Below are 26,989 nucleotides of genomic sequence, written 5' to 3' on the forward strand. Positions count from 1 at the left end.
GCGCAACCCCCGGGCGGGCCCGGCCCGCGCGCCGCCCCCGGGCGCGCCCCCCCCGCGGGGGGGGGGGCGGGGCGGTCCCTCTCCGCGTGTCCGCGCGTGGCCGCGCGCGTCCACCACGCCGCGTACGCGCGCACCGCTCGTCCGGCGCGCACCGCTCGTCCGGCGCGCACCGCACTACGCTTCACCCGCCGCCTCAGCTTTCCAGCCAGGAACCCGATATGAGCAGACTCCGCACCCGCCGCGCCCGGCCCCCCGTGGCCCTGGCGCTCCCCGCGCTGCTCGCCGTGGCGTTCCTGCTGATGCCGCTGATCGGCATCCTCGCCCGCACCCAGTGGGGTGAGGTCGGCGCGCACCTCACCAGCCCGGGTGTGCTGGAGGCGCTCAGACTCTCGCTGCTGGTGTCCCTGTGGGCCCTCGGCCTCTCCCTCCTCCTCGGCGTGCCGCTCGCCTGGCTGCTGGCCCGCGTCGAGTTCAAGGGCAAGGCGCTGGTGCGCTCGCTCGTCCTGCTCCCCATGGTGCTGCCGCCCACCGTCGGCGGTGTGGCCCTGCTCCTCGGTTTCGGCCGGCGCGGACTGCTCGGCCCCTGGCTCGAGGGCACCTTCGGCGTCACCCTGCCGTTCCACACCTCCGGCGCGGTCGTCGCGGCCACGTTCGTCGCGATGCCGTTCCTCGTGATCAGCCTGGAAGGCGCGCTCGGCGGCCTCAAGCAGAGCTACGAGGAGACCGCCGCCTCCCTCGGTTCCACGCCGGTCCGGGTCTTCTTCACAGTGACGCTGCCGATGGTGGCCCCGGGCCTGATCGCCGGAGCCGCCCTGACCTGGGCCCGGGCGCTCGGCGAGTTCGGCGCCACCATCACCTTCGCGGGCAACCTGCCGGGCACCACCCAGACCTTGCCGCTCCAGGTCTACCTGTTGCTCCAGGACGAGCCCGAAGCCGCCACCTCCGTCTCCCTCCTGCTGCTCGCGATCGCCATGGCCGTACTGATCGGCCTGCGCGGGAGGTGGACGGGGACTCCCGTCGCCCGCGAGGCCGCCGAGCGGTCCGCCGTCCCCGAGAAGGTGCCCGGTCCGGCCGGGCCACCCCGCCCGGCGGGCACCGCGGACCCCGCCGCCGGGCCCGTCCCCCCGGCCGGAGCCCCTTCCCCCGGCGCCCCGTCCTCCGTCCCCCCGACCGGGGGCGGGCGCTGGCCGCTGCACGCCACGCTCACCGGCTTCAACGCGCTCACACTCGACGCCGAACCCGGCACCACCATCGCCGTCGTCGGCGAGAACGGCGCCGGCAAGACCACCCTGCTCCGCGCCCTGCTCGGCCTGACCCCGCGCGCGCACGCGCGGCTCCGGCTCGGCGACACCGACGTGACCGCGCTCCCGCCGCACCAACGGCAGGTCGCCTGGGTCCCCCAGGACGGCGCGCTGTTCCCGCACCTGAGCGCCCTCTCGAACACGGCCTACGGGCTGCGCGCCCGCCGGGTGCCGCGCGCGCGGGCCCGCACCGAAGCCCAGGCCTGGCTGGACCGGCTCGGGGTCGGCCACCTCGCCCACCGCAAGCCCGCCGAACTCTCCGGCGGCCAGGCCCAGCGCGTGGCCCTGGCCCGCGCGCTGGCCGCCCGCCCCCGGCTCCTGCTGCTCGACGAGCCCCTCGCGGCCCTCGACCAGACGACCCGGGCCCACGTCCGGCACACCCTGCGCACGCACCTGGCCGGCTTCGGCGGCGTCTGTCTCATCGTCACGCACGACCCCGTCGAGGCCCTGTCGCTGGCCGACCGGGTCCTCGTACTCGCCGACGGGCGGACCCTGCAGGACGCGGCGCCCGCCGAGGTGACCCGGCATCCGCGCTCCCCGTGGGTGGCCCGGATGCTGGGGCGCAACGCCTGGCCCGGCACGGCCTCGGCCGACGGGCTGCTCCTGGCCGACGGAGGCCGTCTGGTCGTCGCCGAGGCGCTGCCCGAGGGCGCGCAGGCGCTCGCGATCATCGCCCCCGAGGCGGTGTCGGTGCACCGGGACCGGCCGGGCGGCAGCCCTCGTAACGTCTGGCCCGGAACCGTACGGGAGGTCACCTCGGTCGGCAGCCGGCTCCGCGTGCTGGTCGGTTCGCCGCAGGCACCCGACCTGGTCGCGGAGATCACCCCGGAGGCGGCGGCCGAGCTGGGCATCGTCGACGGGGCCGAGGTGTGGACCAGCGTGAAGGCCACCGAGGTCACGCTCGTGCGCCTGTAGCCCGCCGGGCCCAGCCGCCGGTGAAATTCGGGTGTCGGGGGTCCGTATCAGCACGTACCGTGCGTTTCCATGGAACCGCTCACCGACCAACAGATCCGCTCGTCCTTCGTGAACTGCAGCAAGGGCGAGGCGGCGCGTCTGAAGCTGCCGACCGATTTCGCCGAACTCCCGTGGGAGGACCTGGACTTCCTCGGCTGGGTGGACCCGGCGGCGCCGCTGCGCGCGCACCTGGTGCGGCGCGGGCCGGACGGCGCCCCCCTCGGCATCGCGCTGCGGGTCCCCGCCGCGAACCGGGTGGGCGGCCTCAAGTCGAGCATCTGCCAGATCTGCCTGACCGGTCACGCCTCCTCGGGCGTGACCCTCCTCGTCGCTCCGCTCGCCGGTGCCCGCGGCCGTGAGGGCAACACGGTCGGCACCTATGTCTGCGCCGACCTCGCCTGCTCCCTCTACATCCGGGGCAAGCGCCAGCCGAAGCTGACGACCCGGGGCTACGAGGAAACGCTGACGGTGGACGAGAAGATCGCCCGTACCCTGACCAACCTCGACGCCTTCACCGCCCGGGTCACCGGCCGGACGGCGCAGGTGTCGTAGGCGGCAGCACGGAGAGCCAGTCCCCCGGGGCGAAGGCGTCGGCGCCGATCAGGGTGCGGCCGGTGCGCGGCGCCTCCACGGTGAGCACCCCCTCGGTGCGGCCGGCCGCGAAGCGGGGGGCTCCGACGGTGACGACGGCGGCCCGCTTGCCGGTGGTACGCCGGAAATCCGCCAGGTAGCGCAGTCTCAGGGCGGTCTCCTTGCGGTCCGCCGACGCGGGCGCGTACCGCTGTACGACGGCCACCGCGCCCGTGCCGGGCTCCCGGGCGGCGGCCTCGAGCGCGGCGCGCAGGGCCCGGATCCGGGCGAGCCCGCCGCCGTCGAGGGTGCGGCGCGAGGCGTCGAGCGGCAGGAACCGGACGCCGCGGTGGACGAAGGCCGGACGGCCCGAGCCGGTCAGGACGAGACCGGCGCCCGTGCCGGCCGGGGCCGGGCCCGTCGACGCGGCGGCCTCGACCGCGAACTGCCAGGGCCTGGTGCCCACTTCGGCGGCCGTGGCCACGATCGGGTCCGGCGCGGCGGCCGGGGGCACGAACCCGGTGGGCGGAGTCCGGGCCGCCAGGGTGTCCAGCAGCAGCCTCGCCGGGCGCGGGCCCGCGACCGCGGAGAGCCTGGTCACGGTGAACGGCCGCTCCGCCGCCGTCGGCAGCGGAAGGCTGACCTCCCGCCAGCCGGTCCAGTCCACGGCCGGTCCGCGCAGGGTGACGACTCCCCCGTCGCCGTCGGCGAGTTCCACGGCGGGCCGGGCTCCGGAGCCGTCGCCGTTGACCCACAGGTTGAGCGAACGGGCCAGCTCCGGCACCCGAAGCGGCCGGGGCGGGGCCGCGGAGGCGGTCCGCGCGGCGTCAGCTCCGGCGGCGAGTGCGAGGGCGAGGCCCCGGCCCGGATGCCCCTCCCCCGGTCCGGCCCCGGGGCCGGACCACCGGGCCGCATCCTCCAGATCGGCGAGCGGACGGTCCGACAGCCCGACGCCCAGGGCCAGTTCGGCCGTGATGGCGGTGCCTGACGCGCTCGCGGTGCCCGCGGAGCCCGCCCTGATCACCGCGCGCGCGGCGTCTCCCCGGACGGTGGCGCGCAGCTTTCCGGCGGCGCGCGGGACGCGGGCGGTCACGGTGAATGCGCCGCGCCCGTCGTCGGTGACGCTCCACTGGGAGCGGTCGAACTCCAGTCGCACGTCCCGGGGTTCGATGCCGGCGGCGGCGCCCTGCGCGTCGTACCCGGTCAGCACGAAGCGTGCGCTCTCCCCCTCCTCCGCGAGCCCGATCCGCTCCGGAGCGGCCCGTACCCGGCTCAGCGGGCCGAGGACATCGAGGCGCGAGCTGCCGTGCGCCGTCCCGCGCCGGGCGTGCACGTCCACCGGTCCGGTGTCCAGCCCGCGCAGCACCCCGGCGGCGTCGAACCGGCCCCGGCCGCCGTCGGCGGACCACACGGGGGCGGTGGACGCGGCCGGCCCGGGCACGGGGCCGAGCGCCGTGTCGTAGGGGGTCGCCGTGAGGGTGCGGTGCAGGCCGGGGAAGAGCCGGCGGCGGACCGGCGCGTCCGCCTCGTTCCCCCCGCCGCCCGTTCCGTCGGCGCCGACGGGTTCGATCCGGTACCCGGCGGCCCGGCCCGAGCCCGCCGGGGCCGTCAGCACCAAGCCGTTGGGGACCGGGCGGGGCCGGCCGTCGGAGGGCGAGTTCTCCAGGGCCAGGGCCGCGGACCCGGTCAGGGCGGCGAGCAGGGTCGAGGAGCCGCCGCCGTCCAGGTTGAGGGCCTCGTGCGCGCCGAGCCGGTGCATCAGCCGGCCGAGCGCCGTCAAGGTCAGGCCCCCGCTGTCTCGCTGGCGGCCGTCGACGGTGACCAGGCGCAGCCGCCGGCCGTCCCGGGAGAAGCCGACGGCGGTGCGCGGGGCGGCGGTGTTGTTCGGCTCGCCGTCGTGGTTCTGCGGCATCCCGGCCACGACGAGCGCCTCCCGGCCGCCGACCGCGCCGACCGGGACGGGTCCGCCCTCGGGTGCGGCGGCCCGGGCCGTGACGGCGACCGCGTCCCCGGGGCGCAGGGCGGCGAGCTCGGGCACGGCGGCGCCGGCGGCGACCAGCAGGGTGGTGCCGGGTGCCGGGCGGTCCCGGCGCACGGGGCGGCGCACCCCCGCGCCGGCGGCGGGCCGGACGGCCCCGCTGACGGCCGTGACCCGCCCGTCGCGCAGCTCCACCGCCGGTCCGAGGGCGGGGAGTGCGGCCGCCGGCCAGTCGGAGGTGTAGGCGGCGAAGCCCTCGGCGGGCGGCCGGGCGGTGTTGTACCCGGCGAGCGGCCGGACCGCGCCGCCGGGCAGGACGACGCTCCCGTCAAGGGCGATGCGGAGCACCCGGCCGGCGCCGCCGGCGTCGAATCCCACGGCCCGGCCCGCGCCGGGCGAGGCCGCGTGCAGCAGCCGTCCGCCGGCGATGCCCGGGCCGAGGGGGGCGCCCGTACCCCGGATGTCGAAGAAGTCCCCGTTCGCGGCGGCCACCACGCGGCGGCCGCTCCCGGCGCGGTGCCGGGCCGCGGCGTCGGCGACCGTGGCGACGCCCGGGCCGCCGGAGCTCAGGTACGCGGCCCGCACCCCGGAGCGGGTGAGCTCGACGTCGAGTTCGTCGATCCGGAGCCACCGGTCGGCCTCCAGCCGGTCGTACGACTCCAGCCGGATCCCGGGGGCGATCTGCCGGGAGGTGCGGGCGGTCTCGACCCCCGCCCCGTCGCCGTCACCGTCGGCCGCGGCCCGGGCCCGGGCCGCCGGGGCGGCGAGGACCACGGCGAGCAGGACGGACAGGAGGGGGAACGGGACCGGGAAGCGGTACGGGAGGCAGAAGGGGAGGCGGAACGGACGCGGGTTCGGCACCCCGGCAGGATCGGCCAGGTCACGGCGTATGAGCACATGAACACAGCGCACGACCGCGAACAATCAGCCATTCGCCCGCGGTCCCGCACGGCGACGGCCCGTGGCCGGACGTCAGCGGATCCCCTCCCGGACGCGGCCGCGCCACCGGCCGCAACCGCCGCCGGGATCGGGGGACCGCGGCCCGCCGACGGGCCCTACACGTCGGCGGCGGGCGGGCCGGGGGCCCCGGCGCCGGAGGCTGCCCCGGCGCGGGGCGCGTGGCCGCCCGGGACGGCGCGGCCCGGGACGGAGAACTCGCACCACACGACCTTCCCGCTGCCCCTCGGCTCCACGCCCCAGGCGTCCGCCAGCCGGTCCACCAGCATCAGTCCCCGCCCCGACACCGCCCAGTCGCCCGCCTCCCGCCGCCGCGGCAGGGCGCTGCTGGTGTCCTCCACCTCGATCCGGATCCGGCCCTCCCCGGTCAGCCGCATGCTGATGTGCCCGACGCCCTCCGTGTGGACCAGGGCGTTGGTCATCAGCTCGTCCGCCGCCAGTTCGATCTCGTCGGCCTGGTCGAGCGCGCCCCAGGCCGCGGCCGCCGCCCGGACCAGGTGGCGGGCCATCGACGGGGCGTGCGGGTCGCCGGGGTTCAGGCTGTGGCTCAGCGGGCCGCCGCCGCGCGCGGCGGGCGTGCCACGGCGGCGCAGCAGGAGCAGGGCCATGTCGTCCCCGCCGCCCGAGTCCCCGACCAGGTCACACAGGACGTCGGCGAGTTCCTCCACCTCGGCCGGGCCGCTGCGGACCGCCTCCATGAACTCCCGCATGCCGGTGTCGGAGTCACCGCCGGGCCGCTCGATCAGGCCGTCCGTACAGAACAGCAGGGTGTCGCCCGGGTGCAGTTCGAGGCTGGTGACCGGATACCCGGTGCCGCCGGCCTGGCCGCCCTCCGGCGGCTCGCGCGTCGGCAGGCCCAGGGGCAGCCCGCCCGCCACCTGGACCCGGTGGCAGCTGCCGTCCCCGCGGCGCACCACCGGGTCGAGGTGTCCGGCGCGGACGAGCCGGGCCATGCCGGTCCCGAGGTCGATGTCGGCGTACGTGCAGGTGGCGAACCGGTCCGTCTGCAGTTCCCGGAGGAAGGCCGAGGCCCGCGCCATGGCCGTGCCGGGGGTGTGGCCCTCGGCGATGTACGCGCGCAGCGCGATCCGCAGCTGTCCCATGACGGCGGCGGCGTCCGTGTCGTGCCCCTCCACATCGCCGATCATCACCCCCACGCGGTCCCCGCCGAGCGGGATCACGTCGTACCAGTCGCCGCCGATGTCCCGTCCCATCCGGGCGGCCCGGTACCGTACGGCGATCCGCGCCCCCGCCACCTCGGGGATCCGGCGCGGCAGCATGGCCCGCTGGAGGCCGTCCGCGAGATCGTGCTCCTGCTCGAAGAGGATGGCGCGCTGGAGGCTCTGCGCGATGCCGCTGCCGAGGGCCATCAGCACGTTGCGCTCCTCAGAGGTGAACGCTCCGTCCCACGTGTAGAGCAGCCCGAGCGCGCCGATGGGCCGGCCCTGGGCGATCAGCGGCAGGTAGACCCCGCTCTGCACGGCCAGCGGCTCGATGTAGGGCCACAGCTGGGGGAAGCGCTGCTGGAACTCCTCGCGGGAACCGACGTAGACGGGGCGCAGGTTGCGTACGGCCTCGCTCATGGGCAGGGCGGCGTCGATCCGCGTGTACTCGATCTCCGGCACGTACGAGCCGAGCTGCCCCTCGGCGACCAGGTGGATCCGGCCGCCGTCGACCACGCCGAGCATGATGCTGACCGCGCCGAGGTGGCCGAGAGCCTCGGGGTCCTTGAGGACGTCGGTGACGTCGTTGACGGTGCGGGCGTGCGCGAGGATCGCCGTGGTCCGCTCGACGACCCCGGTCAGCCGGCGCCGGCCCTCGTCCCGCTCCCCGCCCGCCCCGGGCTCGCCCGGGTCGTGGGCGGCGTCGCGGATGATGCCGATGATCCGGTACGGGCGGCCGCGCGGATCCCGCAGGATGTGGCCCTGGACGTGGGTCCAGCCCCGGGAGCCGTCCCGGCCCCGGCTGCGGACGTAGGCCCCGTAGTGGCTGCGGCCTGCCTTGAGCGCCTGCGCGACCCGTGCGTCGAGCCGGGCCTCCTCCCCCGACGCCAGGCGGGGCCGCAGGCCGGCGGAGGTGCCGGTGAACTCGTCGGGGCGCAGGTCGACGACCTCGAGAGCGGTGGCGTCCAGAAACATCTGCCCGCTGTCGAGGTCCCAGTCGAAGGTGCCCATGCGGTTGAGCGCGAGGCTCGTGTCCGGCCGGGCGGGCCACTCGACCTCGGGGATCACTCCCTCCTCGGCCACGTCTTCAGGGTCTCACTGTTCGGCCGCCCGCGCCGGGTCCGCCGGGGCGCCGGCACTCCGTGCGGCCGCTCCGCAGCGAAAAGGGACCTAAGTCCCGGCCTGTCGTGACCTTTACCGAACAGGTGACTTAGCCGCTTTTGCGAAGATCGATCTGATCATGATCATTCTTAACGGCGTCAAAAACCGTCCGTTGCCGGACGGTTGGCGCCACGGCTGTGTGGGGTGTGGCGTGTCGCAAGCAGCGAACAGGGCCGGAGGTCCGGCAGTGGGAGCGAGGGGAGGGGCGGAGGCGGACGGGGCGCGGGCACCGGCACCGGCACCGGACCGCATCCCCGTCCCGCTCGGCACCTCCGCGGGCCCCCGTGACCCCGGTGGCGCCGGTGACCCGGGCCACGGCCCCCGTGACCCCGTCGACGCCCGGACCACCCGCGGCGGTCTCGTCGTGCGGCCGTACCGGGACCCGCTCGTCCTCGGCCCGCTGTTCCGCGACGAGGACCCGGGCGACGCCCCCACGGGCGCCCCGGGCCGCGGCCCCGGTTTCGGCCCCGGTTTCGGCCCCGGCCCCCTCGGCCTCCCGGGCGCTCCGGGCCGTACGGGTCCTACGGGCGCTACGGGCGCTACGGGCATCGCGGCGGCCTCCATCGGCCGCACGGGACCGGCCGTGCCCCCCGGCGGCCCGGCGGATCCCGACACCCTCAGCCAAGCCCCCGTCCGCGGAGCGGCCGCCTCCCGGCCCGCCCCGCAGCGGACGCCGGCCGCCTCCCCCCGGCTGCCCGCCGTACTCGACCCCGAGCTCGTCGAACGCCCCGCGCGGGCCTGCTCCGGCTGGTGGGCCGTGGCCGTCGCGGCGCTCGCCACCGCCGGCGCGGCCGCCGTCGCCCGGTACGAGGACCTCCGCGCCCCCGCCGCCGCCTCCCTCGCCGAGGCCTGGCCGCTCGCCCTCGTCGCCGGCTGCGCGGTCCTCACCCTCGCCGCCCTCGGCGGACTGCGCCGGGGCCGCACCGGCCACGCCTGGTCGCTCACCCTGTTCGGCCGCTACCGGGGCACGATCCGGCGTACCGGCCTCGTCTGGTCCAACCCGCTGCACCGGCACGCGCGGGTCGACGTGAGACTGCGGCACTGGCGCAGCGAGCCGCTTTCCGTGGTCGACGCCGAAGGCACCGCGCTGCGGGCCGTCGTCCTCGTCGTGTGGCGGGTCAAGGACACCGCGCGCGCGCTGCTCGGCGTCGACGACCACACCGCCTACCTGCGCGGACAGGTGGAGTCCGCGACCGCGCGGGTGCTCTCCCGGGTGCCGGCCGACTCCTTCGGCCCGGAACCGGCCGGTCCCAAGACCCTGCGCGACACCGAGGCCGTCGGCGACGAGCTGACGCGGCTGCTCGCCTCCGAGTGCAGGGCCGTCGGCATCGAGGTGTTCTCCGCCCGTCCGCTGCACGTCGAGTACGCGCCCGAGGTCGCCGCCGCGATGCAGCGCCGGCGGATCGCCTCCCTGGACGCCCGGCACCGGGACTCCGTCCTGACCTCCGTCCTCGACGCGGTCGACGACACCGTCCACCGGATGTCGGACCGCGGACTCGTGAGTCTGGACGACTACGAACGCAAGGCCCTGGTCAAGGACTTGACCGTGGCCTTCTACACGGCGCGCGGCCCCGCCGCCGACGCCCGTTGAGGAATGCCCCCGATGGAAAGGAAACCCGCATGCGGACGCCCGAATTCACCGAGCACATAACTGACGACTGCGCGTGCGCCCCTTGCGCCCGCGGCACGACGGCGGCGACGACCACCACCCACCGCCGCCACACCCTGCGCGGCGCCGTGGTCGCGGCCGTGGGCGCCACGCTGCTGGTGGGCACCGGCGCGGGCGCCGCGTCCGCCGAACCGGCACCGGCACGGGCCGGCTGGGACGGCTCGAAGTACTGGTACAAGGACGCGACCGGCTGGTGGCGCTGGACCTCGCACCACGACAAGTACGCGGCGAACAGCGGCGGTTCCTCGTCCGCCAAGCCCTCCGCCCCGGCCTCCAAGACCCCGGCCTCGTCGTCCTCGGCGCGCACCTCCGAGCCGACGTTCCGCGGCCGGGCGGGCTGGGACGCGACGGACCGGGTGTACTGGTACAAGGACGCGACCGGCTGGTGGCGCTGGACCAGCCACAAGGACAAGTACGAGCGCAACACGGGCTCGTCGGGCTCCTCGGGCTCCTCCGGCTCGTCGGGCTCCTCGGGCGGTTCCTCCAGCGGCTCCAGCGGCTCCAACGGCTCCGGCACGCCGGTGCGCCAGGGCACCGAGGCCGCCATCGCCTTCGCGAACAGCCACCTCGGGGACCCCTACGTCTGGGGCGGCAACGGCCCGCACGGCTGGGACTGCTCCGGCCTGGTCCAGGCCGCCTACCGCTCCGCCGGCATCTCGCTCCCCCGCGTGGCCTCCGACCAGTACCGGGCCACCACCCCCGTCTCCCGCTCCGATCTCCGCCGCGGCGACCTGGTCTTCTGGAGCTCCAACGGCAGCGCCTCGGGCGTCGACCACGTCGCCGTCTACCTGGGCGGCGGCAAGTACATCGAGGCCCCCCGGCCGGGCAAGCACGTCCGGGTCTCCAGCTTCAGCGCCTACGACCCGAACCTGTACGGCCGCGTCCGCTGACGGCCGCCCCGTGCGGAGACCTCCCCGAGGACCGGTGGTCCTCGGGGAGGTCTGCGCGCGCACAGTAACCTCTGTCGATCACTGGCCTCCGTTTCCGTTTCCGTTTCCGTTGCCGTTGCCGTTCCCGTTGCCGTTGCCGTTCCCGTTGCCGTTTCCGTTGCCGTTTCCGTTCCCGTTGCCGTTCCCGGCGTCACCCCCCTCTCCGGGCTCGGCCTGCGTCGGCGGCGGGGGCTGGGTCTGCGGAGGGGGCGGGGGCTGGGTCGGCCGAGTCGGTTCAGGCCGCGCCGACGACCCGGGCGGCTTGGACTCCGGCGCCACCGAAGAGGTCTTGGGCGACGCCGGAGCGCTTGGTTCCGACGAGCTCCGCCGTGGCGACGGCGAGCTTGAGGCGGAGGCGGACGCCGGCCCGGACACGGACGGCGACTTCGAGGGAGACGGGGACACGGCCCTCGACTCGGACTTCGACGGGGCCGTGGACGGCGACGCCGAGGCCGGCGGGGACTCGGAAGCCAACTTCGACGGGGACTCGGAGGCCGACTTCGACGGGGTTTCGGAAGGGGACTTCGAAGGCGTCTCCGAAGGCGACTTCGAGGGGGACTCGCTGGGTGAGACCGACGGGGAGACCGTCGGAGAAACCGAAGGCGATCCCGAGGGGGACTTCGACGGGGACGTCGAGGGCGACGTGGACCCCGAGCCCGAGGGCGACACCGTCGGGGACTGCGAGGAGGGGGGCGGTGTCGTGAACGGCGGTGTCGTGAACGGCGGAGTGGTGAACTGCGGCGTCGGGATCGGCGGCGGCGGGATCGGCCTGTCGGGCTTGCCGTGGTGGACGCCCCGGGGGCGCTCGTACCAGCTGTTGTCCCGGTGGTCGAAGATCACGAACTTGTTCACGATGGTCGCGGACGGCGCGATGACCACCACCTGCGAGGGCTGGTAGGAAGTCCAGGGCTGTCCGAAGCGCTTCGGGTTGGCCTTGAGCGCCACCGGCGGGCCGAGCGGGTTCCCGCAGGCGCACCGCACCCGCGGCACCCCGCGGTCATCCACGAGCACGGCCGTCCCGGCCTGGAGCACGGCCTGGTAGCTGGTGCTCTGGCCGTCCCGGTAGCCGTGGTTGGTGACCCGGGTGTCCATCCGCAGCTGCACCGGCGTGAGGGAGCGCAGGTACGCCGGCACGGCCGCCGGCTGTATGCCGAGGGACGAGGCGAACGCGGCGTTCTTGGAGGGGTCCGCCGACAGCGCCTGGATCTGGCTCTCGACATCGCAGGCGGCGACGTCCCGCGTGCCCCCGAACAGGGTCGGCGAGGATCCGCTGATGCTGCGCGTGGGCGTGCTCCCCGTGGCCGAGGCGGTCTGCGACGGCGCGGGGCTCTGCGGCGCCGTGCCCTGCGGCGGAGGCGTCTGCGGTGTCGTGCCCTGCGGCGCCGTGCTGCGTGGTGGCGGCGTCTGCGGCGGCGGACTCTCCGGCGGCGGCGTGGCCTGTTGGGCGGCCGTGGATTTGGTGAAGGGATCCGGCCCCGTCGCCGCGGCGGGCTGCAGGAACACTTCCCCGCCCGCCGAGGTGCTGGTGCCGCCGTCGCCCGGCCTGGTCAGTACGACGGCCAGGGCCACGGCGGCGGCTATGGCGACGACCGTCGTGGCGAGCCGGGGCACCGAACGCCACCAGGGCTTCGCCGGCGGCTCCGGGGGCGTACCCCCCGAGCCGCCGGGAGGAGCGGGCGGCGGGGGCGGCGGGGGGCCTTCGCCCCCGCCGGACAGTGGCCCGGAAGGCGGTCCCGTGGGGCGCTCGGACGACGGCGGCTTCGGCGGCGGCTGTGAGGGCCTTGTCGGCCACGGCGGCTGCTGGCCGGAGGGTTGTGTGGTCACGGGCTCTTCTTCCCAGGCGGAGGGATTCCGGTCCCCTTGGGGCGTTCCGCACCTGATCCGCGGAAATCTCCGGATTTGTTGCACTCCTGGCGACCATTGTGTGCGCCGTCCGGGTGGTGGCCGCAAGCCGAGCGTGCCTACGGTTGCAGGGTGAGCCCTCCAGAGGCACCGACCGCGCGAGCCTGGCGCGACGCCCTCGTGGCGGTCGTCGCGGGTTTCGCGGTGATGGCCGCCGTGGCCTCCGCGGGCCTGGCCCTGGCGGGCGCCGGCGACCTGCCGGGCGGCGCGTTCCCGCACGTGCTCGCCGCCGTCGTGCTGATGGCCGCCGGCGGCTCGGTCGACGTGACGGGCGGGGCCGGCCTCCTGGGAGGAGCCGAGGCGAGCCTGTCCGTGGTCCCCCTGTCCGTCAGCCTGGCCGGCGCCCTGACCGTCGGCTGGCTCTTCCTGCGCCCCCTGCACAACCGGGCCGTGGCCGGAGCCCGCGAACTCCTCTCCCGCGCGGCCCCCCTGGTCCTGCTGTGGCTGCTCGCACTGACCGGCATCGCCCTCCTCGCCCGCCAGAGCTTCGCGCTCCCCACCGGAGACAGCCCCTTCGGCGCGATCGGTGAAATCCTCGACACCGCACCGACGGTGGGCTTCGAGGCGGCGATCCCCGCCTCCCTCGGCTTCGGACTCCTGTGGATCCTGGGCCTGTTGCTGATCGCCCTGCTGGTCTCGCGCCGCGCGCCGCTCCCGACGGGCCTGGTCCGCTTCCACGCGGCCGTGCGGCCGGCCGCCTTCGCCGTGGTGGTGCTGCTCCTCGCCTACGTGGTCCTCGGCGTCGGGGTCGGCCTGGTCGTGGCCGCGACCCAGGGCCATGCCACCCGGACCCTGGCGGTGATCCTGCTGGGCCTGCCGAACCTGGCCTGGCCCGCCCTCACCCTCGGCCTGGGCGGCGCCTGGGAGGGCAAGGCCGACGGGCCCTTCGGACTGCCGATGCCCCAGGTCCTGGACCAGGTGCTGCGGGCGACCGGCTCCGGCTCCGCACCCGGTTCCGAGCTGTCGTCGATCGACGTGGCCTCGCTCGCGGAGCGCGACGCCCGCGCGTGGTGGCTGGTGCCGATCGCCCTCGTCCTGCTGCTCGGCGCCGGCGCGCTCGCGGCCGCCCGTTCCCCGGCGCACGTCCGCCCCTGGCAGCACGCCCTCCACCTGGCCGTGGCCCTGGCGCTGGCCACCCTGGTGGTCTGCCTGCTGGCCCGGATCCAGGCCCAGTTCGGCCTGTCCCTCCTGGGCATCGGCGATGTCGGCGGCGGCCTCGGCGGCGAGGTGGAACTGCGGCCGGTCCTGTGGCGCACGGTCGGCCTCGCCTTCGTCGCGGGAGCGGCGGCGGGCTTCGTCGGCGCCCTGGTGCCCCGCCGCCGCCGCTGACCGGCCCCGGCCTGGCCCGCCCACCGGGCCGACGGTTGCGCCGTCCGGGTGAACAGGCGGAAATCGGTTCATCGGGGGATCGTTTCTGCATGTCACGCTCGCCTCCGTGAACATGACCAAAGGCCTGTTCCGGCCGCTCCACGCCGCTGGCCTGCTCGCCGTTTCCGCGCTCGCCCTGACGCTGTCCACCGCGCTCCCCACGCAGGCCACCGGCCCGGCCGGCCGGTTCTTCTCCGGGGCCACCGGCCCCGAGGGCGCCGGCGCCGGAGCCGTCTCCGTCAGCAGGGTCCTGTGCCCGCGCGGCACGGACGTGCAGTCCGGTGGGTACTCCACCTCCCGCTGGGACCGCGCCCGCGACGGCGCGCCGCGCTACACCGTCCTGGCCAGCCACCCCGTCATCGACCCGGACGGCCGCGAGGGCTGGTACGCCTCCGCCTCGCACGCCGAGGTCACGGCCCACGTCGTGTGCGTACCCGCCCCGGACGCCGACTAGCCGCCCCGGACGCCGGCGCGGCCGCACCGGGCGCCTGGCGCCTAGCGCCCGCAGCAGGCGCCGGCCGGGCGCGCCGGGCGCGCCGCCCCGCGCCCGTCGCCCGCGCTTCCCGCAGGCCTCTAGAACACGGGCAGCGCCCACTTCGGCGGGGGCGGCGGCGGCGCCGGTCCGTCGGAAGCCGAGGCCTCCCGGGTCGCGGGGTGGCCGGAGGCCCCTTCCGCCGGCCCCGGGCCCTCCTCCGCACCCGCCCGGCGCAGCGCCCCCGTGAACTCCAGGCAGCTGCCCCAGCGGTCCTCGGGGGACTTGGCGAGGGCCCGCCACAGGACGGTGTCCACCGCCGCCGGCAGTTCGGGCCGCAGCGAGGTCACCGAGGGCGGCTCGTCGTACTGGTGGGCCCACAGCAGCGCCATGTCCTCGTCGCGCTGGAACGGCGGAACCCCGGTGAGGGTCTCGTAGACCACGCATCCCAGGCCGTAGACGTCGCAGCGCCCGTCCACCGGCTTCCCGGCGATCTGCTCCGGCGCCACGTAGTCGAGGGTTCCCACGAACTGGCCGACGCTCGTGAACCCGGTCAGCGACAGCGATTTCTTCGTCAGCCCGAAGTCCGTCAGATAGACGTGCTCCGGATGATCGCTGTCCGTCCCCTGGGCGACCAGGATGTTGCCGGGCTTCACGTCCCGGTGGACCAGGTCGTGGTCGTGCGCCGCGTCCAGGGCCGAGGCGACCTGGGCGGCGATCCGCGCCGCCGTCTCCACGGACAGCGGACCCATCCGGTCCATCAGGGACCGCAGGTCCTCGCCGGCCACGTACCGCATGGCGATGTACAGCAGCCCGTCCGTCTCGCCCGCCTCGAAGACGGGCACGATGTGCGGGTGGTCGATGGCCGCCGCGACCTTCGACTCGTGCGCGAACCGCTGCCGGAAGGTGTCGTTGCGTGCCAGTTCGGGCGCGAGCAGTTTCAGCGCGACCATCCGGTCCAGTCGCACGTCGTGCGCGCGGTAGACGACCGCCATGCCGCCGCGTCCGATCTCGTCCTCCACGACGTAGCCGGCGATCCGCCGTCCCCGCAGGTCGGAGGCGCGCCCGCGGACCGGTTCGGCGCCCGGGCCGCCCCCTGGGGCCGAGCCCATCAGCCGTCCTCCGCCCCGGGCAGGTCCACGACCCTGGTGCGCTCGTGCGGCGCGTCCTGCAGGCCGGCCTCACCCGCCGTGTCCGGTTCCTCCCGCGGCGCCTCCGGTGGGGGCGAGGCACCCGGTCCCGCGACGACGGCGAAGGTCATCAGGCGGCTCCCGTCCCCGTACATCCACCGTCGCGAGGTCTCGTCGTAGAGCCACACGGACTCCCCGTCGACGACGACCCCGGCCCGCAGTCCCCGTACCGCGCGCCGGAAGGACTCGGCGTCGGCCCGCCCGTCGGCGAGGTCGGACACCGCCCGCCGGTAGCGTTCCAGTTCCCCGGCGCACCGTTCGAGGAGCGGGCGCGGGTCCTCCGTGCGCGTCAGCGGCCGTCCGCCGGTCGGCGGGGGCTTCGGCACGGCGACCAGCATGCGTCCGTCCACCCAGGCGGACCAGCCGTTCGCGCACAGGATCTCTCCCCACTCCCCCCGCCGGGACAGGAGCTGCACCGGGAGGAACTCGTCGAGCGGGACCGTGGGGCGGGACATGTCGGGGGTCTCCCACGCGGCCAGCCCCTCCTGCGGGACGATGTGGGTGGGACGGAAGTCCACGGCTTCGCCGGGGCTGGTCATGGCGGCTACTTCCGCATGACGGTGGGCTCGTGGCGGCGGAGCACCCGGAGCACCATCACCCCGAAGAGCACGCACAGGACGACCAGCATGCCCATCTCGATGAGCCACAGCTTGGCCACGTGGTCGAACAGCGGGTCCTGGGTGATCTTGCCGGGCACGATGGCGCCCAGGTCGATGGTGTTCGCCATCGCCCCCATGGCCCACCGGGCCGGGACGAACCACGCCAGCTGCTCGATGACGGGAACTCCGGTGAGTTTCAGCAGGGAGCCACAGAAGACGACCTGGACGATGGTGAGCAGGACCAGCAGGGGCATGGTGACCTCCTCCTTGCTCACCAGGGCGGAGATCAGCAGTCCGAGCACCATGGCGGTGACGGACAGCAGGGCGACGGCGAGGGTGATCTCGATCAGCGGGGGCAGGAAGACGCCTTTGCCGCCCGGGGCGTTGGTCGTGACACCGGCGAGGCCGACCAGGGTGAGGACCACCGCCTGGCCGACGGTGACCGTGCCGAGGACCACCACCTTGGACATCAGGTACGCCGATCTGGAAAGGCCCACGGCGCGCTCGCGCTGGTAGATGACGCGCTCCTTGACGATTTCGCGCACCGCGTTGGCGGCGCCGGTCAGGACTCCGCCCACGCACAGGATGAACAGGGCGTTCAGCGCCGTCTCGGCCGTGAGGACGCTGCCGGCGAGCGCGCGGGCCATGGCCCCCATGACGAACGGCAGTCCCACCATGATGATCAGGAAGGTGCGGTCGGCGCAGAGCACGGCCGTGTACCGCCGGATCAGGGTGGAGAGCTGGGAGCCCCAGCTCTGGGCCTTGGGCGGCGGCTTCGGCACGGCCGCGCCGGCCCGTTCGGCCTCCCCCGCGAGCGGGAGGCGGCCGGCGGTGACCTCGACGTAGCGGCGCTGCGCCGGCGAGGCGCGGTGCTCCCCGGCCCAGTCCCGGTCGCGCTCGCTCTCGAAGGCTTCGAAGGCCTCGGGCCACTGCTCGTAGCCGAAGAACCCGAGTGCCTCGTCGGGAGGGCCGTAGTACGCGACACGCCCGCCGGGCGCGAGGACCAGCAGGCGGTCGCAGACGCTGAGGTTCAGCACGCTGTGGGTGACGACGATGACCGTGCGGCCGTCGTCGGCGAGACCCCGCAGCATGTGCATCACGGAGCGGTCCATCCCGGGGTCGAGCCCGGACGTGGGCTCGTCCAGGAAGAGCAGGGAGGGTTTGGTCAGCAGTTCCAGAGCGACGGAGACCCGCTTGCGCTGGCCGCCGGAGAGGCTGTGGATGGGCAGCTCGGCGCGCTCCTGGAGGCCGAGTTCGCCGATCACCTCGTCGACGCGGGCCTGGCGTTCGGCCTCGGCGGTGTCCTGCGGGAAGCGCAGTTCGGCGGCGTAGACGAGGGCGCGGCGGACGGTGAGCTGCGCGTGCAGGATGTCGTCCTGCGGGACGAGGCCGATGCGGCTGCGCAGTTCGGCGTAGTCGTGGTAGAGGTCACGGCCGTCGTAGAGGACGGTGCCCTGGTCGGCCGGGCGCAGGCCGGTCAGCGCCCCGAGCAGGGTGGACTTGCCGGCGCCGCTGGGGCCGACGACGGCGAGCAGGCATTTGGCGCCGACGGGAAAGGTGACGTGGTCGAGGAGGGTCTTGCGGCCGCTGTCGACGGCGACGGTGAGGTCCTGGACGTCGAGGGATACCTCGCCGGTGTCGACGTACTCCTGGAGCTGGTCGCCCACGAGGCAGAAGGCGGAGTGGCCGATGCCGACGATGTCGCCTTCCCCGATGCCCGCGGCGTGGGTCAGGCGGGCGCCGTTGAGGTAGGTGCCGTTGTGGCTGCCGAGGTCGGCGATCTCGTACGCGCCGCTGTCGAGGGCGCGCAGTTCGGCGTGGTGGCGGGAGACGACGAGGTCGTCGATGACGAGGTCGTTGTCCGCGGCGCGGCCGATGCGGACGGCGGCGGCGGCCCTGTCGGCCAGGGGGCCGACCGAGGCGGCCCGGCGGAAGGTGCCCGTCATGGCCGGGCGGGAGACGGGTGCGGGGCGGGTCTCGGCCGCCTCGACGAGGCGCACGCGCGGGCCGTCGTCGGCGCTGCCGAAGCGGAGCTCGCTGCCGACCCCGACGGCCCACTCGCGGACGCGGTGGCCGTCGGCCCAGGTGCCGTTGGTGCTCCCCTCGTCCTCGAGCGTCCAGTGGTCCCCGTCGGGGCGCAGGACGGCGTGGTGCCAGGAGACGCGGGCGTCGTCGAGGCAGATCTCGCAGAGGGGGTCGCGACCGAGGTGGTACGTCCGGCGGGGGCTCAGTGCGGTGGAGCCCCTGTCGGTTTCCAATACGAGCTCGGGCGCGGTCGCCGCACCGTGGCGCTGAACCATGCACAGAGTTTCCCACGTTCCGAGCGGCCCGGCATAACCGCAGGTCAGAGCGGTCTTATGGGTAATGACAACGGTCCCCGTTGCAGCCTTTGCCCATCGTCCGCAGGTGCGCTTCACTTCACGAGCCGCACCCGGCAGAGCAGCACCGGACGATCGACGGAGGAAGCCATGAGCGCGCACGACCACGCGCCGCATTACCAGGGTGGACAGGGCCACGGCACGCACACCGAGGGGCACGACGACGGCCACGGGCACGGGCCGGGCGGTCACGGCCACGGGGTCGCCGCCGACGCCGACCGCCGCTGGCTCGGCATCTCCCTCGCACTGATCGTCGGCTTCATGGCCGTCGAGGTGGTCATCGGCGTCGTGGCCCATTCTCTGGCCCTGATCTCCGACGCCGCGCACATGCTGACGGACGCCGTCTCGATCGTCCTGGCGCTGATCGCGATGCGGCTGGCCGCCCGCCCGGCGCGCGGAGGTTTCACGTACGGCCTCAAGCGCGCGGAGATACTTTCGGCCCAGGCCAACGGGCTCACCCTGCTCCTGCTGGCGGTATGGCTGGCGTACGAGGCGGTGCGCCGGCTGCTGGATCCGCCCCCCGTGGAGGGCGGGCTGGTGCTGGTGACGGCTCTCGCGGGCATCGTCGTGAACATCGCGGCGGCCTGGTGCATCTCGAAGGCGAACCGCACCTCGCTGGCCGTCGAGGGCGCGTACCAGCACGTCCTCAACGACCTGTTCGCCTTCATCGGCACCGCCGTGGCCGGTCTGATCGTGCTGACCACCGGATTCCGGCAGGCCGACTCGATCGCCTCGCTCGTCGTGGTCGTCCTGATGGTCAAGGCGGGCTACGGGCTGATCCGCGAGTCCGGCCGGATCCTCCTGGAGGCCGCTCCGGCGCACGTGGACCCGGACGCGGTCGGCGACCGGCTCGTCGGGCAGCCGCCCGTCACCGAGGTCCACGACCTGCACATCTGGACCATCACCTCCGGGCAGGCCGCCCTGTCCGCGCACGTCCTGGTGGCGCCGGAGGGCGACTGCCACGCCGTGCGCCGGGACCTGGAAGCCGTGCTGTCCAAGGAGTACGGGATCACCCACACCACCCTCCAGGTGGACCACGCCCAGGACACCCTGCTCTCCGTCGGCCGGGGCCCGGGCGAGGACCCGGCCGACCCGCACTGCGCCGACTCCCACGGCCCGGTTCACCGGCAGGGGCCGCACGCGCACTGACCGGCCCCCGCGCGGGGCATACATCACCCCATGACCGCGAAACGAAGTGCCGGACTGCTCCTCTTCAGGGAGAGCGACGCGGCGGGCACCGAAGTGCTGCTCGGCCACATGGGCGGCCCGTTCTGGGAACGGCGGGACGGGGGCGCCTGGTCGATCCCGAAGGGCGAGTACGGGCCGCAGGAGAGCCCGCGCGACGCGGCCCGCCGGGAGTTCGAGGAGGAGCTCGGGCTGCCGCCGCCGGAGGGTGCCTACCTGCCGCTGGGCGACGTGCGGATGGCCGGCGGGAAGGTGGTGACCGTCTGGGCGGTTCGGGCGGACCTCGATCCGGCGCTGGCGGTGCCGGGGACCTTCACCATGGAGTGGCCGCCGAGATCGGGCCGGACGGCGGAGTTCCCCGAGCTGGACCGGGTGGAGTGGTTCGCTCCCGCCGTGGCCAGAAACAAACTGGTGGTGGGTCAGATCCCGTTCCTGGAAAGGCTGTTGGAACTCCGGGCGGACGAGGGTTGACCTTACCTTGACTTGCCAGCAAACCCCGCCCGAGTGGACATTGCACGTATGACCAACGTCGTGCTGGTGGGAACCCTGGACACCAAGGGTGGGGAGTACGGCTGGCTGCGCGAGAGGCTGCTGCGCGCCGGCGTCGAAGTGGTCGTGGTCGATACGGGGATCATGGGCGAGCCCCGCACGCCCGCCGACGTGCCGCGCGAAGCGGTGGCGCGGGCGGCGGGCTCGGAACTCTCGCAGCTGCGCGCGGCCGCCGACCGGGGCGCGGCCGTGACCACGATGGCCCGGGGCGCGGAAGCGACCCTCTTGCGGCTGCACGCCGAAGGCCGCCTGCACGGGGTCCTCGCGATCGGCGGCAGCGGCGGCACCTCCATCGCCACCCGGGCGATGCGCGCCCTGCCCCTGGGCGTCCCGAAGGTGATGGTGTCCTCGATGGCGTCCGGGGACGTGGCCCCGTACGTCGGATCCGCGGACATCACGATGATGTACAGCGTCGTGGACATCGCGGGGATCAACAGCGTCTCCGAGCCGGTCCTGGCCAACGCCGTCGAGGCCGTCGCCGGGATGGCCAAGGGTTTCGAGCGCGCCTCCACGGGGCCGCGGCGGCCGGCCCGCCTGGGCGAGGGCAGCCGTCCGCTGATCGCGGCGAGCATGGCGGGGGTGACCACCACCGGCGTGGACGCCGCCCGCGAGCGGCTGACCGAGCTCGGCTACGAGGTACTGGTCTTCCACGTCAGCGGCACCGGCGGCCGCACTCTGGAGACCCTGGCCGGCCAGGGGATCTTCGCGGGCGTCCTCGACCTCACGCTCAGCGAGCTCGCCGACGACCTGTGCGGCGGCATCCTCACCGCCGGGCCCGACCGGCTCAGCGCGGCCGGACGGGCCGGCATTCCGCAGGTGGTGAGCCTGGGAGCGCTGGACATGGTCAAGTTCGGCCCGATGGAGAGCCTGCCCGAGCGGGTCCGCTACCGTCGGGTCCGCGTCCACAACCCCTCGATCACGGTGATCCGTACGACCGGGGCCGAATGCGCCGAACTCGGGCGCCGGGTCGCCGCCAAGCTCCGCGCGTCCACCGGCCCCACGGCCGTCTGCGTCCCACTGCGCGGACTGTCCACGCTCGGCGCGCCGGGCGGCCCTTACCATGACCCCGAAGCCGACGGGGCGCTGTTCTCGGCGCTGCGTGACGGGCTTCGGGACAGCACCGCCCGGCTCTACGACTACGACACCCACATCAACGACCCGGCCTTCGGCCGGGCGGCCGCCGACCGGCTGCACGCCATGATCGGCGCGCAGGCCGCAGCGGCCTGAGGCCCCGCTCCGCCCCTTCCCGCCGAGAGCACCGTGCGGTAGGGAACCAGCCGTGACCGGAAACTGTCCCAGAGGGTGGGCGGTGCCCCGGGACGACCGGCCCCGAAGCGCGGTCACGGCACGGCAGGGGGAAGGCAGAAGGCATGAACGGCATGTGGTCGGTACCCGGTTACTCGCAGATCCGCGAGCTCGGCTCGGGCGCCAGCGGGCGCGTGGTGCTCGCCGTCCACGACGGCACCGGCACGGCGGTCGCGGTGAAGTACCTCAACGACAGGATGCTCGAGAACCCGGTCTTCGTCCGGGAATTCCGGGCGGAGGCCCAGCTGCTCGGCGCGCTCGGCTCGCCGTACGTGGTCGGGCTGTACGAGTACGTGGAGGCGCCGGGCGGCGCCGCCATCGTGATGGAACTCGTGGACGGCATCCCGCTGAACGCCCTGCTCAAGCAGTGCGGGCAGACCGGCCCCGAGGCGGCCCTGGTGCTGCTGAAGGGCTCCCTGCTCGGGCTGGCGGACGCGCACCGGGCCGGTGTGGTCCACCGCGACTACAAGCCGGCGAACGTGCTGGTCGCGGCCGACGGCACCTCCAAGCTCGTCGACTTCGGCATCGCCACCCCGAGGGGCACGACTCCGGGCGCGGCGGGTACGCCCGCGTACATGGCGCCCGAGCAGTGGCAGGGCCGCCCGGCCTCCCCCGCCGCCGACGTGTACGCGGCGACGGCGACCTTCTTCGAGTGCCTGACCGGCCGCAAGCCCTACGACGGCCAGAGCTTCGCGGAGCTCGCGGTCCAGCACGTCGAGGCGCCGGTGCCCGAGACCGAGGCGCCCGAGCCGGTGCGCCCGCTGATCCGGCGGGGCCTGGCGAAGGCCCCGGAGCAGCGGCCCGAGGACGCCGAGGCGTTCGTGGCGGAGCTGGAGGGCGTGGCGCAGGCCGCGTACGGACCCGAGTGGGAGGAACGCGGACAGCGCAAACTGGCCGCGCTGGCGGCCCTGCTGCCCCTGCTGTTCCCCTCGGCGGGCGCCCCGGCGCAGGGCACCACGGCGCTGGCCACGACCACCCTGCCCCAGCCCCCGGCCACCTGGAGCCCGGGGCGGCGCGGTCTGGTCGCGGCGGGCGCGACGCTGGTACTGGGCGTACTGGCCGTGTTCGGCTACCAGGCGGTCGGCGCGGAGCCGGCCGGGGCGAAGGCGCTGAACGCCTTCGCGACGTCGAGCGCTTCGGGACCGGCCCCGGCCTCCCCGTCCGCGGAGCCCTCGGTCCCGCCGAGCCCGAGTCCCAGTCCCAGCCCCTCTCCCAGCGCGACGCCCTCCCCGTCCGCGTCCGCCACCCCGAGCTACAGCGCCCCGCCGTCCCCGACACCGACGCCCACCAAGTCCCCGACACCCACACCGAGCCCGAGCGTGCTCGTCTCCGCGGTGTCCCCCTCCCTCAAAGCCTCGCCCACGGTGGCTGACGCGCTCGTGAGCCTCAACGCCAAAGGCGGGTCCGTGACCGTGGTCCTCGAATGGTTCCGCGGCGACGCGCCGAACGCCCTCACCGTCGCGGACGGCACCGACAGCCTGACCGCCCCCGCCGGCGCGCAGAGCACGGTGTCGCAGCGGCACGCCATCGCGCGCGGGGGTGCCTGCTACCTGACGGTGCGCGTCTCCACGAAGCCCGCCGCTTCACCGCAGTACGCGTACGCGACCTCCCAGATCCCGCGCTGCGTGGTCGTGCCCCGATGAGCGATCCCCGCGCCCCGCAGGGCGACGACGACTACAGCGCCACCGTCCTCGGCAGCCACTGGATCAGCGGCCCGCCCCAGGACCCGGCCGAGACCAAGCGGTTGGATCCGCCGGTCGGGACACCCGGCGAGGACGCGACCCGGCGGCTGGAGACGCCGGGCGAGGACGCGACCCGGCCGTCGGAGATACCGGGAGAAGGCGCGACCCGGGAGATACCGGTCGAGGGCGCGACCCGGCCGTCGGAGCGCCCGGGCGCGGCCGTGCCGGACCGCGTCGAGGGGTCGGTGCTGCGCTTCGGGCCGGGGGTGACGGCCGCCCTGCCGGCGCCGTTCCCGCTGCACCCGCGGCCTGCGCCGCCCCGCCGGAAGGGCGAATGGCGGCGGTACGCGCTGGCGACCGCGGTCCTGCTCGCGGTCCTCGCCTACCTGGGCTGGCAACGCTACGGGCCGGCCCTGGAGGTCCGGGACGTGGCGGTCACCACCGACGCCGGTGGTCCCGCGTGCGACGCGACCGCGGACGTGGTGGCCGTCGTACGCACCAACGGGCGCGCCGGGGTCCTCACCTACCGCTGGCTGCGCAGCGACGGCACGCAGTCGGAGCAGCTGACCGAGCGGGTGCCCAGCGGGCGGCGGGAGGCCCGGCTGCACCTGCTGTGGACCTTCCAGGGCGCGGGGACCTACCCGGCGAAGGCCGAGCTCCAGCTGGTGTCCCCGCAAGGGCGGACGGCCGCGGCGGAGTTCACGTACCGCTGCCGCCCGTAGCCGGTCCGCGGGTCACGGCGCGACCGGCGTCGCGGTCCGCCCGGGAGCGGGGCGGGGCGCGCCGGCCCTCCCCCGCTCCCCCTTCCGGCCCAGGGGAGCGCCCCGGGGGCCGGTCCTTGCGGCCAGGGCGGACGGGGCCTTGCGGCCGAGGTGCGGGCAGCCCCTTCGCTGGTTGACTGGAAGGTGTCGCCGAGGGCGCTCAGGACGTCCTCGCGGCACCCTTGCCGCCACGTTCCAGCCGGCGACACACCCCAACGGAACGTGGCTGTCCCGCACGGACGCCCAGTCCGCGCGGGAGGCCCGCAGCTTCTTTGGGGAGCGGCTGCGGGCCGTATGGCGTTCCGGCCCCGCAGGGTTCCGGCCCCGGCAGGGTTGCGGCCCCGGCAGGGTTGCGGCCCGCCGCCGTTCGGGCCGCGCCCGGGGGCCGCCCGTCCGGGCCGCGCCCGGTCAGAACCGGGCGTGCGCGGTGATGTCCGCCGCGAACTGCCCCGTCATCGCCGGGGTCACCGTCGGCCGGCACTGCGCGACGGCCGCCAGGTAGTCCCGTGTGCTCGCGCCGAACGGCGCCGCCGCCGCACCCCGCGCGCCCACCGCCTCCAGGTCCCGTTCGAAGGACACCTGGGCCGCGATCCGCGCCGCGTGCTCGATGTCGGCCGGGGTGAACAGTTCGCTCGCCTCCACCAGCGCCGCCACGTCCACCTCGCCGCGCCCCGCCGTGTAGCGCGACCAGATCGCGTGGCGGGCGCCCGCGTCCGGGGTACCGATGGGGATCAGGTAGTCGAAGCGGCCGGGCCGCAGGAAGGCCGGATCGAGCGAGCGGATGGAGTTGGTGGCGCAGACCAGCAGCCGTTCGTCGCCCTCCCGGAAGCCGGGTATCAGCTTGAGCAGTTCGTTGGTCACCCCGTGGATCCCGCCGGGCTGCGCGGGCTCGGTGCGCACGGGAGCGATCTCCTCGACCTCGTCGATGAACACGAGGACCCGCTCCAGCTCGGCGATCCGGGCGAACGCGTCGCGCAGCGCGGCCGACAGGTTGCCCTCGTCGGCGAGGCGGGAGGGCAGCAGTTCGACGAAGGGCCAGCCGAGCCGGGAGGCGACGGCCCGCGCGAAGGTGGTCTTGCCGGTGCCGGGCGGGCCGAAGAGGGTGATGGCGCGCGGCGGCCGCACCCCGTGCGCGGCGGCCCGCTCCGGTTCGGCGAGCGGCAGCACCACGCGCCGCTCGATGAGGTCCTTCTCCTTCTCCATGCCGGCGACCCCGGCCCACAGGTCCTTGGGCAGGAAGCGGCCGCCGAGGTCGTCGAGGAGACCGGCGGCCGGTCCGTGGAGCGGCTCGGTCTTCTCGAAGTAGGCCACGGCGGGCTGCCGGGTGTAGCCCGCGTTGAGCAGTCCCTCGCCGAGCAGGTCCTCCTCGGGCAGGACGTACGCGATGCGGCCGACGCGGGCGGCGATCAGCCGCCTCTCCAGCTCCACGAGCAGGGCGCTGGCCAGGCCCCGGCCGCGCCAGCCCGCGGCGATGGCGATGCGCATGACCCAGGCGCGCTCACCGGTGACGCAGGCGAGCGCGGCGCCGATCGGAACGCCCTGGTGGACGGCGACCACGCACGGCTGCCGGCCGGTGAGGGCGCCGATGCATTCGGCGAGGGAGAAGACGGACTCCTGGCCGAGTTCGGCCGTGGTGTCGATCAGATGGACAACGGCCGCGAGATCGCTCTCGCGGTAGTCGTGAATCAGCCAGTTCACCGGGTACCGCCCCTCGTTCGTGCTCCTGCGTGCCCGCGGACCGCCCGCTGCCCGCCTGCCTGCCTGCCGTGCTTCTTCTGCCGCGAGGCTAGGGGCGCCGGACCCCCCGATCACGTTCCGTCCTGCACAACAACCGGTCAGGAAACAGTCCGTGTCGTCCATAGACTGGTGGTTTCTGCCCGAGCCGTGCACCGAGGACCCGAACGCCTTCATGACATCCCACAGGTCCACCGGTCCGACGAGCGCCACGGCCGGCCGCGCGACGGGCCTCCGGGCTCCCGGCCGCGGCACCCCCCGGCCTCATCTGGTGTGGCTGGTTCCGGTCCTCTGGACGCTGGCGCTCGGCCTGTGGGGGCTCTCCCGGCAGGACAGCGTGTGGCGGGACGAGGCGGCGACCTGGCAGGTGGCGGGGCGCTCCCCGGGCGAGATCTGGCACCTGCTCGGCAACGTCGACGCCGTCCACGGCCTCTACTACCTGCTGATGCACGTCCTCTTCGACGTGTTCGGGGCGAGTACGACCACCCTGCGCCTCCCGTCGGTGCTGGCGGTGGCGGGCGCCGCCGCCTGCGTCGCGCTGATAGGGCGCAGGCTGGCGGGCTTCTGGGCCGGGCTGGGCGGCGGGACGGTCCTCGGGCTGCTGCCGGCCGTGCAGTTCCAGCTCCAGGAGGGACGCGCGTACGCGCTGGTGGCGGGCGGAGCCGGGCTCGCGACCCTGCTCCTGGTCTCGCTGCTCGGCCCGGGGCACCCGGCGGCCGGGCCCGGACGGCGGACCTGGCCGCGCTGGACGGCGTACGGGGCCGTGGTGCTGGTCTGCGCCCTGCTGAACTGGTTCTCGCTGCTCGTCCTGCCCGCGCACGCGGTCACCCTGTGGTGGGTGCGGGCCGGGCGCCGCACCTTCGGGCACTGGCTGCTCCCCTCGTCGGCGGCCGTGGCCGGGGCGCTGCCGCTGATCGTGTTCAGCGGGACCCAGTCCGCCCAGGTGTCGTGGATACCTCCGCTGACCTGGCCCATGCTGACCGGCCCCGCGGTCCTCGTCGCGATCGGCGCGCTCGGCGCCGGGGCGGACCGGTGGAACGGGCCGCGCCCGGCGTCCGCCGGGGGTGGGCGGGGCGGGGGGGGGCGCCCCCCCCCCCCCCGCCCCCCCCCCCGCGGCGGCGGGGGGGGGGGGGGGGGTGGGCCCCCGCGTGGTCGGGGCCCCCCCCGCCAGGGTCACGCCCC

18 protein-coding genes and 1 pseudogene are annotated in these 26,989 nt (G+C 75.2%); 12 read left to right on the forward strand and 7 right to left on the reverse strand.

The window, feature by feature from the left end; genetic code table 11:
* The first annotated feature begins 218 nt into the window (after nucleotides 1–218).
* Complete coding sequence (locus ACWF9Z_RS20420; protein WP_453603942.1) at nucleotides 219–2,216, forward strand: ABC transporter permease; 1,998 nt, start codon at nucleotides 219–221, stop codon at nucleotides 2,214–2,216.
* A gap of 69 nt (nucleotides 2,217–2,285) precedes the next feature.
* Nucleotides 2,286–2,807 (forward strand): FBP domain-containing protein, encoded by a 522-nt coding sequence (locus tag ACWF9Z_RS20425; protein ID WP_453603943.1) that lies wholly within the window; start codon nucleotides 2,286–2,288, stop codon nucleotides 2,805–2,807.
* On the opposite strand, the gene ACWF9Z_RS20430 is transcribed toward ACWF9Z_RS20425, so the two are convergent.
* Nucleotides 2,779–5,664, reverse strand: a complete 2,886-nt coding sequence (locus ACWF9Z_RS20430; protein ID WP_453603945.1) for a phosphodiester glycosidase family protein — start codon at nucleotides 5,662–5,664, stop codon at nucleotides 2,779–2,781. The two genes, ACWF9Z_RS20425 and ACWF9Z_RS20430, sit on opposite strands and share 29 nt — an antisense overlap.
* 194 nt (nucleotides 5,665–5,858) lie before the next feature.
* Nucleotides 5,859–8,006 (reverse strand): SpoIIE family protein phosphatase, encoded by a 2,148-nt coding sequence (locus ACWF9Z_RS20435; RefSeq protein WP_453603947.1) that lies wholly within the window; start codon nucleotides 8,004–8,006, stop codon nucleotides 5,859–5,861.
* A 265-nt stretch (nucleotides 8,007–8,271) separates the two neighbouring features.
* Between ACWF9Z_RS20435 and ACWF9Z_RS20440 the strand changes: the two genes are divergently transcribed.
* Together ACWF9Z_RS20440 and ACWF9Z_RS20445 are read left to right on the forward strand one after the other, a co-directional pair.
* Nucleotides 8,272–9,675, forward strand: coding sequence for an SPFH domain-containing protein (locus ACWF9Z_RS20440; protein WP_453603948.1), 1,404 nt, complete (start codon nucleotides 8,272–8,274; stop codon nucleotides 9,673–9,675).
* A 29-nt stretch (nucleotides 9,676–9,704) separates the two neighbouring features.
* The gene (locus ACWF9Z_RS20445; protein WP_453603950.1) at nucleotides 9,705–10,643 is read left to right on the forward strand and encodes a C40 family peptidase; all 939 of its coding nucleotides are present in this window, start codon (nucleotides 9,705–9,707) and stop codon (nucleotides 10,641–10,643) included.
* Between the two features lie 78 nt (nucleotides 10,644–10,721).
* On the opposite strand, the gene ACWF9Z_RS20450 is transcribed toward ACWF9Z_RS20445, so the two are convergent.
* Entirely contained in the window at nucleotides 10,722–12,590 is a 1,869-nt protein-coding gene (locus tag ACWF9Z_RS20450; RefSeq protein WP_453603952.1) for a DUF6777 domain-containing protein, read from the reverse strand.
* A 66-nt stretch (nucleotides 12,591–12,656) separates the two neighbouring features.
* Between ACWF9Z_RS20450 and ACWF9Z_RS20455 the strand changes: the two genes are divergently transcribed.
* Nucleotides 12,657–13,913 (forward strand): streptophobe family protein, encoded by a 1,257-nt coding sequence (locus ACWF9Z_RS20455; RefSeq protein WP_453603953.1) that lies wholly within the window; start codon nucleotides 12,657–12,659, stop codon nucleotides 13,911–13,913.
* Nucleotides 13,914–14,019: 106 nt separating this feature from the next.
* Nucleotides 14,020–14,406 carry a hypothetical protein gene (locus tag ACWF9Z_RS20460; RefSeq protein WP_453603955.1) on the forward strand — a complete coding sequence of 129 codons (387 nt, stop codon included), beginning with the start codon at nucleotides 14,020–14,022 and terminating at the stop codon, nucleotides 14,404–14,406.
* A gap of 119 nt (nucleotides 14,407–14,525) precedes the next feature.
* Here the strand turns inward: ACWF9Z_RS20460 and ACWF9Z_RS20465 are convergent, their stop codons facing one another.
* The 3 genes from ACWF9Z_RS20465 to ACWF9Z_RS20475 are packed head-to-tail and all read right to left on the reverse strand — an operon-like array spanning nucleotide 14,526 to nucleotide 18,513.
* Nucleotides 14,526–15,536: a serine/threonine-protein kinase gene (locus ACWF9Z_RS20465; protein ID WP_453603957.1), complete on the reverse strand. Its 1,011-nt coding sequence runs from the start codon at nucleotides 15,534–15,536 to the stop codon at nucleotides 14,526–14,528.
* On the reverse strand, nucleotides 15,536–16,153 hold the full coding sequence (locus ACWF9Z_RS20470; protein ID WP_453603959.1) for a hypothetical protein: 618 nt from the start codon (nucleotides 16,151–16,153) through the stop codon (nucleotides 15,536–15,538). Before ACWF9Z_RS20470 ends, ACWF9Z_RS20465 begins: the two co-directional genes overlap by 1 nt.
* 5 nt (nucleotides 16,154–16,158) lie before the next feature.
* Complete coding sequence (locus ACWF9Z_RS20475; protein ID WP_453603961.1) at nucleotides 16,159–18,513, reverse strand: FHA domain-containing protein; 2,355 nt, start codon at nucleotides 18,511–18,513, stop codon at nucleotides 16,159–16,161.
* A gap of 168 nt (nucleotides 18,514–18,681) precedes the next feature.
* Here ACWF9Z_RS20475 and ACWF9Z_RS20480 point away from each other — a divergent pair, with 168 nt between their 5' ends.
* The 5 genes from ACWF9Z_RS20480 to ACWF9Z_RS20500 all read left to right on the forward strand — a co-directional run bounded on the left by ACWF9Z_RS20480 (nucleotide 18,682) and on the right by ACWF9Z_RS20500 (nucleotide 24,034).
* Nucleotides 18,682–19,740 (forward strand): cation diffusion facilitator family transporter, encoded by a 1,059-nt coding sequence (locus tag ACWF9Z_RS20480; protein WP_453603963.1) that lies wholly within the window; start codon nucleotides 18,682–18,684, stop codon nucleotides 19,738–19,740.
* 30 nt (nucleotides 19,741–19,770) lie between these two features.
* Complete coding sequence (locus ACWF9Z_RS20485; RefSeq protein ID WP_453603964.1) at nucleotides 19,771–20,247, forward strand: NUDIX domain-containing protein; 477 nt, start codon at nucleotides 19,771–19,773, stop codon at nucleotides 20,245–20,247.
* A gap of 48 nt (nucleotides 20,248–20,295) precedes the next feature.
* Complete coding sequence (locus ACWF9Z_RS20490) at nucleotides 20,296–21,552, forward strand: Tm-1-like ATP-binding domain-containing protein (protein WP_453603965.1); 1,257 nt, start codon at nucleotides 20,296–20,298, stop codon at nucleotides 21,550–21,552.
* A gap of 143 nt (nucleotides 21,553–21,695) precedes the next feature.
* Nucleotides 21,696–23,273: a serine/threonine-protein kinase gene (locus ACWF9Z_RS20495; RefSeq protein WP_453603967.1), complete on the forward strand. Its 1,578-nt coding sequence runs from the start codon at nucleotides 21,696–21,698 to the stop codon at nucleotides 23,271–23,273.
* Nucleotides 23,270–24,034 (forward strand): hypothetical protein, encoded by a 765-nt coding sequence (locus tag ACWF9Z_RS20500; RefSeq protein WP_453603969.1) that lies wholly within the window; start codon nucleotides 23,270–23,272, stop codon nucleotides 24,032–24,034. Before ACWF9Z_RS20495 ends, ACWF9Z_RS20500 begins: the two co-directional genes overlap by 4 nt.
* Before the next feature lie 447 nt (nucleotides 24,035–24,481).
* Here the strand turns inward: ACWF9Z_RS20500 and ACWF9Z_RS20505 are convergent, their stop codons facing one another.
* Nucleotides 24,482–25,771 (reverse strand): ATP-binding protein, encoded by a 1,290-nt coding sequence (locus ACWF9Z_RS20505; protein ID WP_453603971.1) that lies wholly within the window; start codon nucleotides 25,769–25,771, stop codon nucleotides 24,482–24,484.
* 211 nt (nucleotides 25,772–25,982) lie between these two features.
* Here ACWF9Z_RS20505 and ACWF9Z_RS20510 point away from each other — a divergent pair.
* A pseudogene (locus tag ACWF9Z_RS20510) lies at nucleotides 25,983–26,989 on the forward strand (hypothetical protein); the annotation flags it as partial.

Source organism: Streptomyces sp. NPDC054961 (genome assembly GCF_053609145.1).

What these genes read in the sequence shown, in the direction of transcription:
- ACWF9Z_RS20475 (WP_453603961.1), bottom strand. Translation starts at nt 18,513, where the DNA reads ATGGTTCAGCGCCACGGTGCGGCGACCGCGCCCGAGCTCGTATTGGAA.
- ACWF9Z_RS20420 (WP_453603942.1), top strand. Translation starts at nt 219, where the DNA reads ATGAGCAGACTCCGCACCCGCCGCGCCCGGCCCCCCGTGGCCCTGGCG.
- ACWF9Z_RS20485 (WP_453603964.1), top strand. Translation starts at nt 19,771, where the DNA reads ATGACCGCGAAACGAAGTGCCGGACTGCTCCTCTTCAGGGAGAGCGAC.
- ACWF9Z_RS20470 (WP_453603959.1), bottom strand. Translation starts at nt 16,153, where the DNA reads ATGACCAGCCCCGGCGAAGCCGTGGACTTCCGTCCCACCCACATCGTC.
- ACWF9Z_RS20425 (WP_453603943.1), top strand. Translation starts at nt 2,286, where the DNA reads ATGGAACCGCTCACCGACCAACAGATCCGCTCGTCCTTCGTGAACTGC.
- ACWF9Z_RS20500 (WP_453603969.1), top strand. Translation starts at nt 23,270, where the DNA reads ATGAGCGATCCCCGCGCCCCGCAGGGCGACGACGACTACAGCGCCACC.
- ACWF9Z_RS20465 (WP_453603957.1), bottom strand. Translation starts at nt 15,536, where the DNA reads ATGGGCTCGGCCCCAGGGGGCGGCCCGGGCGCCGAACCGGTCCGCGGG.
- ACWF9Z_RS20495 (WP_453603967.1), top strand. Translation starts at nt 21,696, where the DNA reads ATGAACGGCATGTGGTCGGTACCCGGTTACTCGCAGATCCGCGAGCTC.
- ACWF9Z_RS20445 (WP_453603950.1), top strand. Translation starts at nt 9,705, where the DNA reads ATGCGGACGCCCGAATTCACCGAGCACATAACTGACGACTGCGCGTGC.
- ACWF9Z_RS20490 (WP_453603965.1), top strand. Translation starts at nt 20,296, where the DNA reads ATGACCAACGTCGTGCTGGTGGGAACCCTGGACACCAAGGGTGGGGAG.
- ACWF9Z_RS20480 (WP_453603963.1), top strand. Translation starts at nt 18,682, where the DNA reads ATGAGCGCGCACGACCACGCGCCGCATTACCAGGGTGGACAGGGCCAC.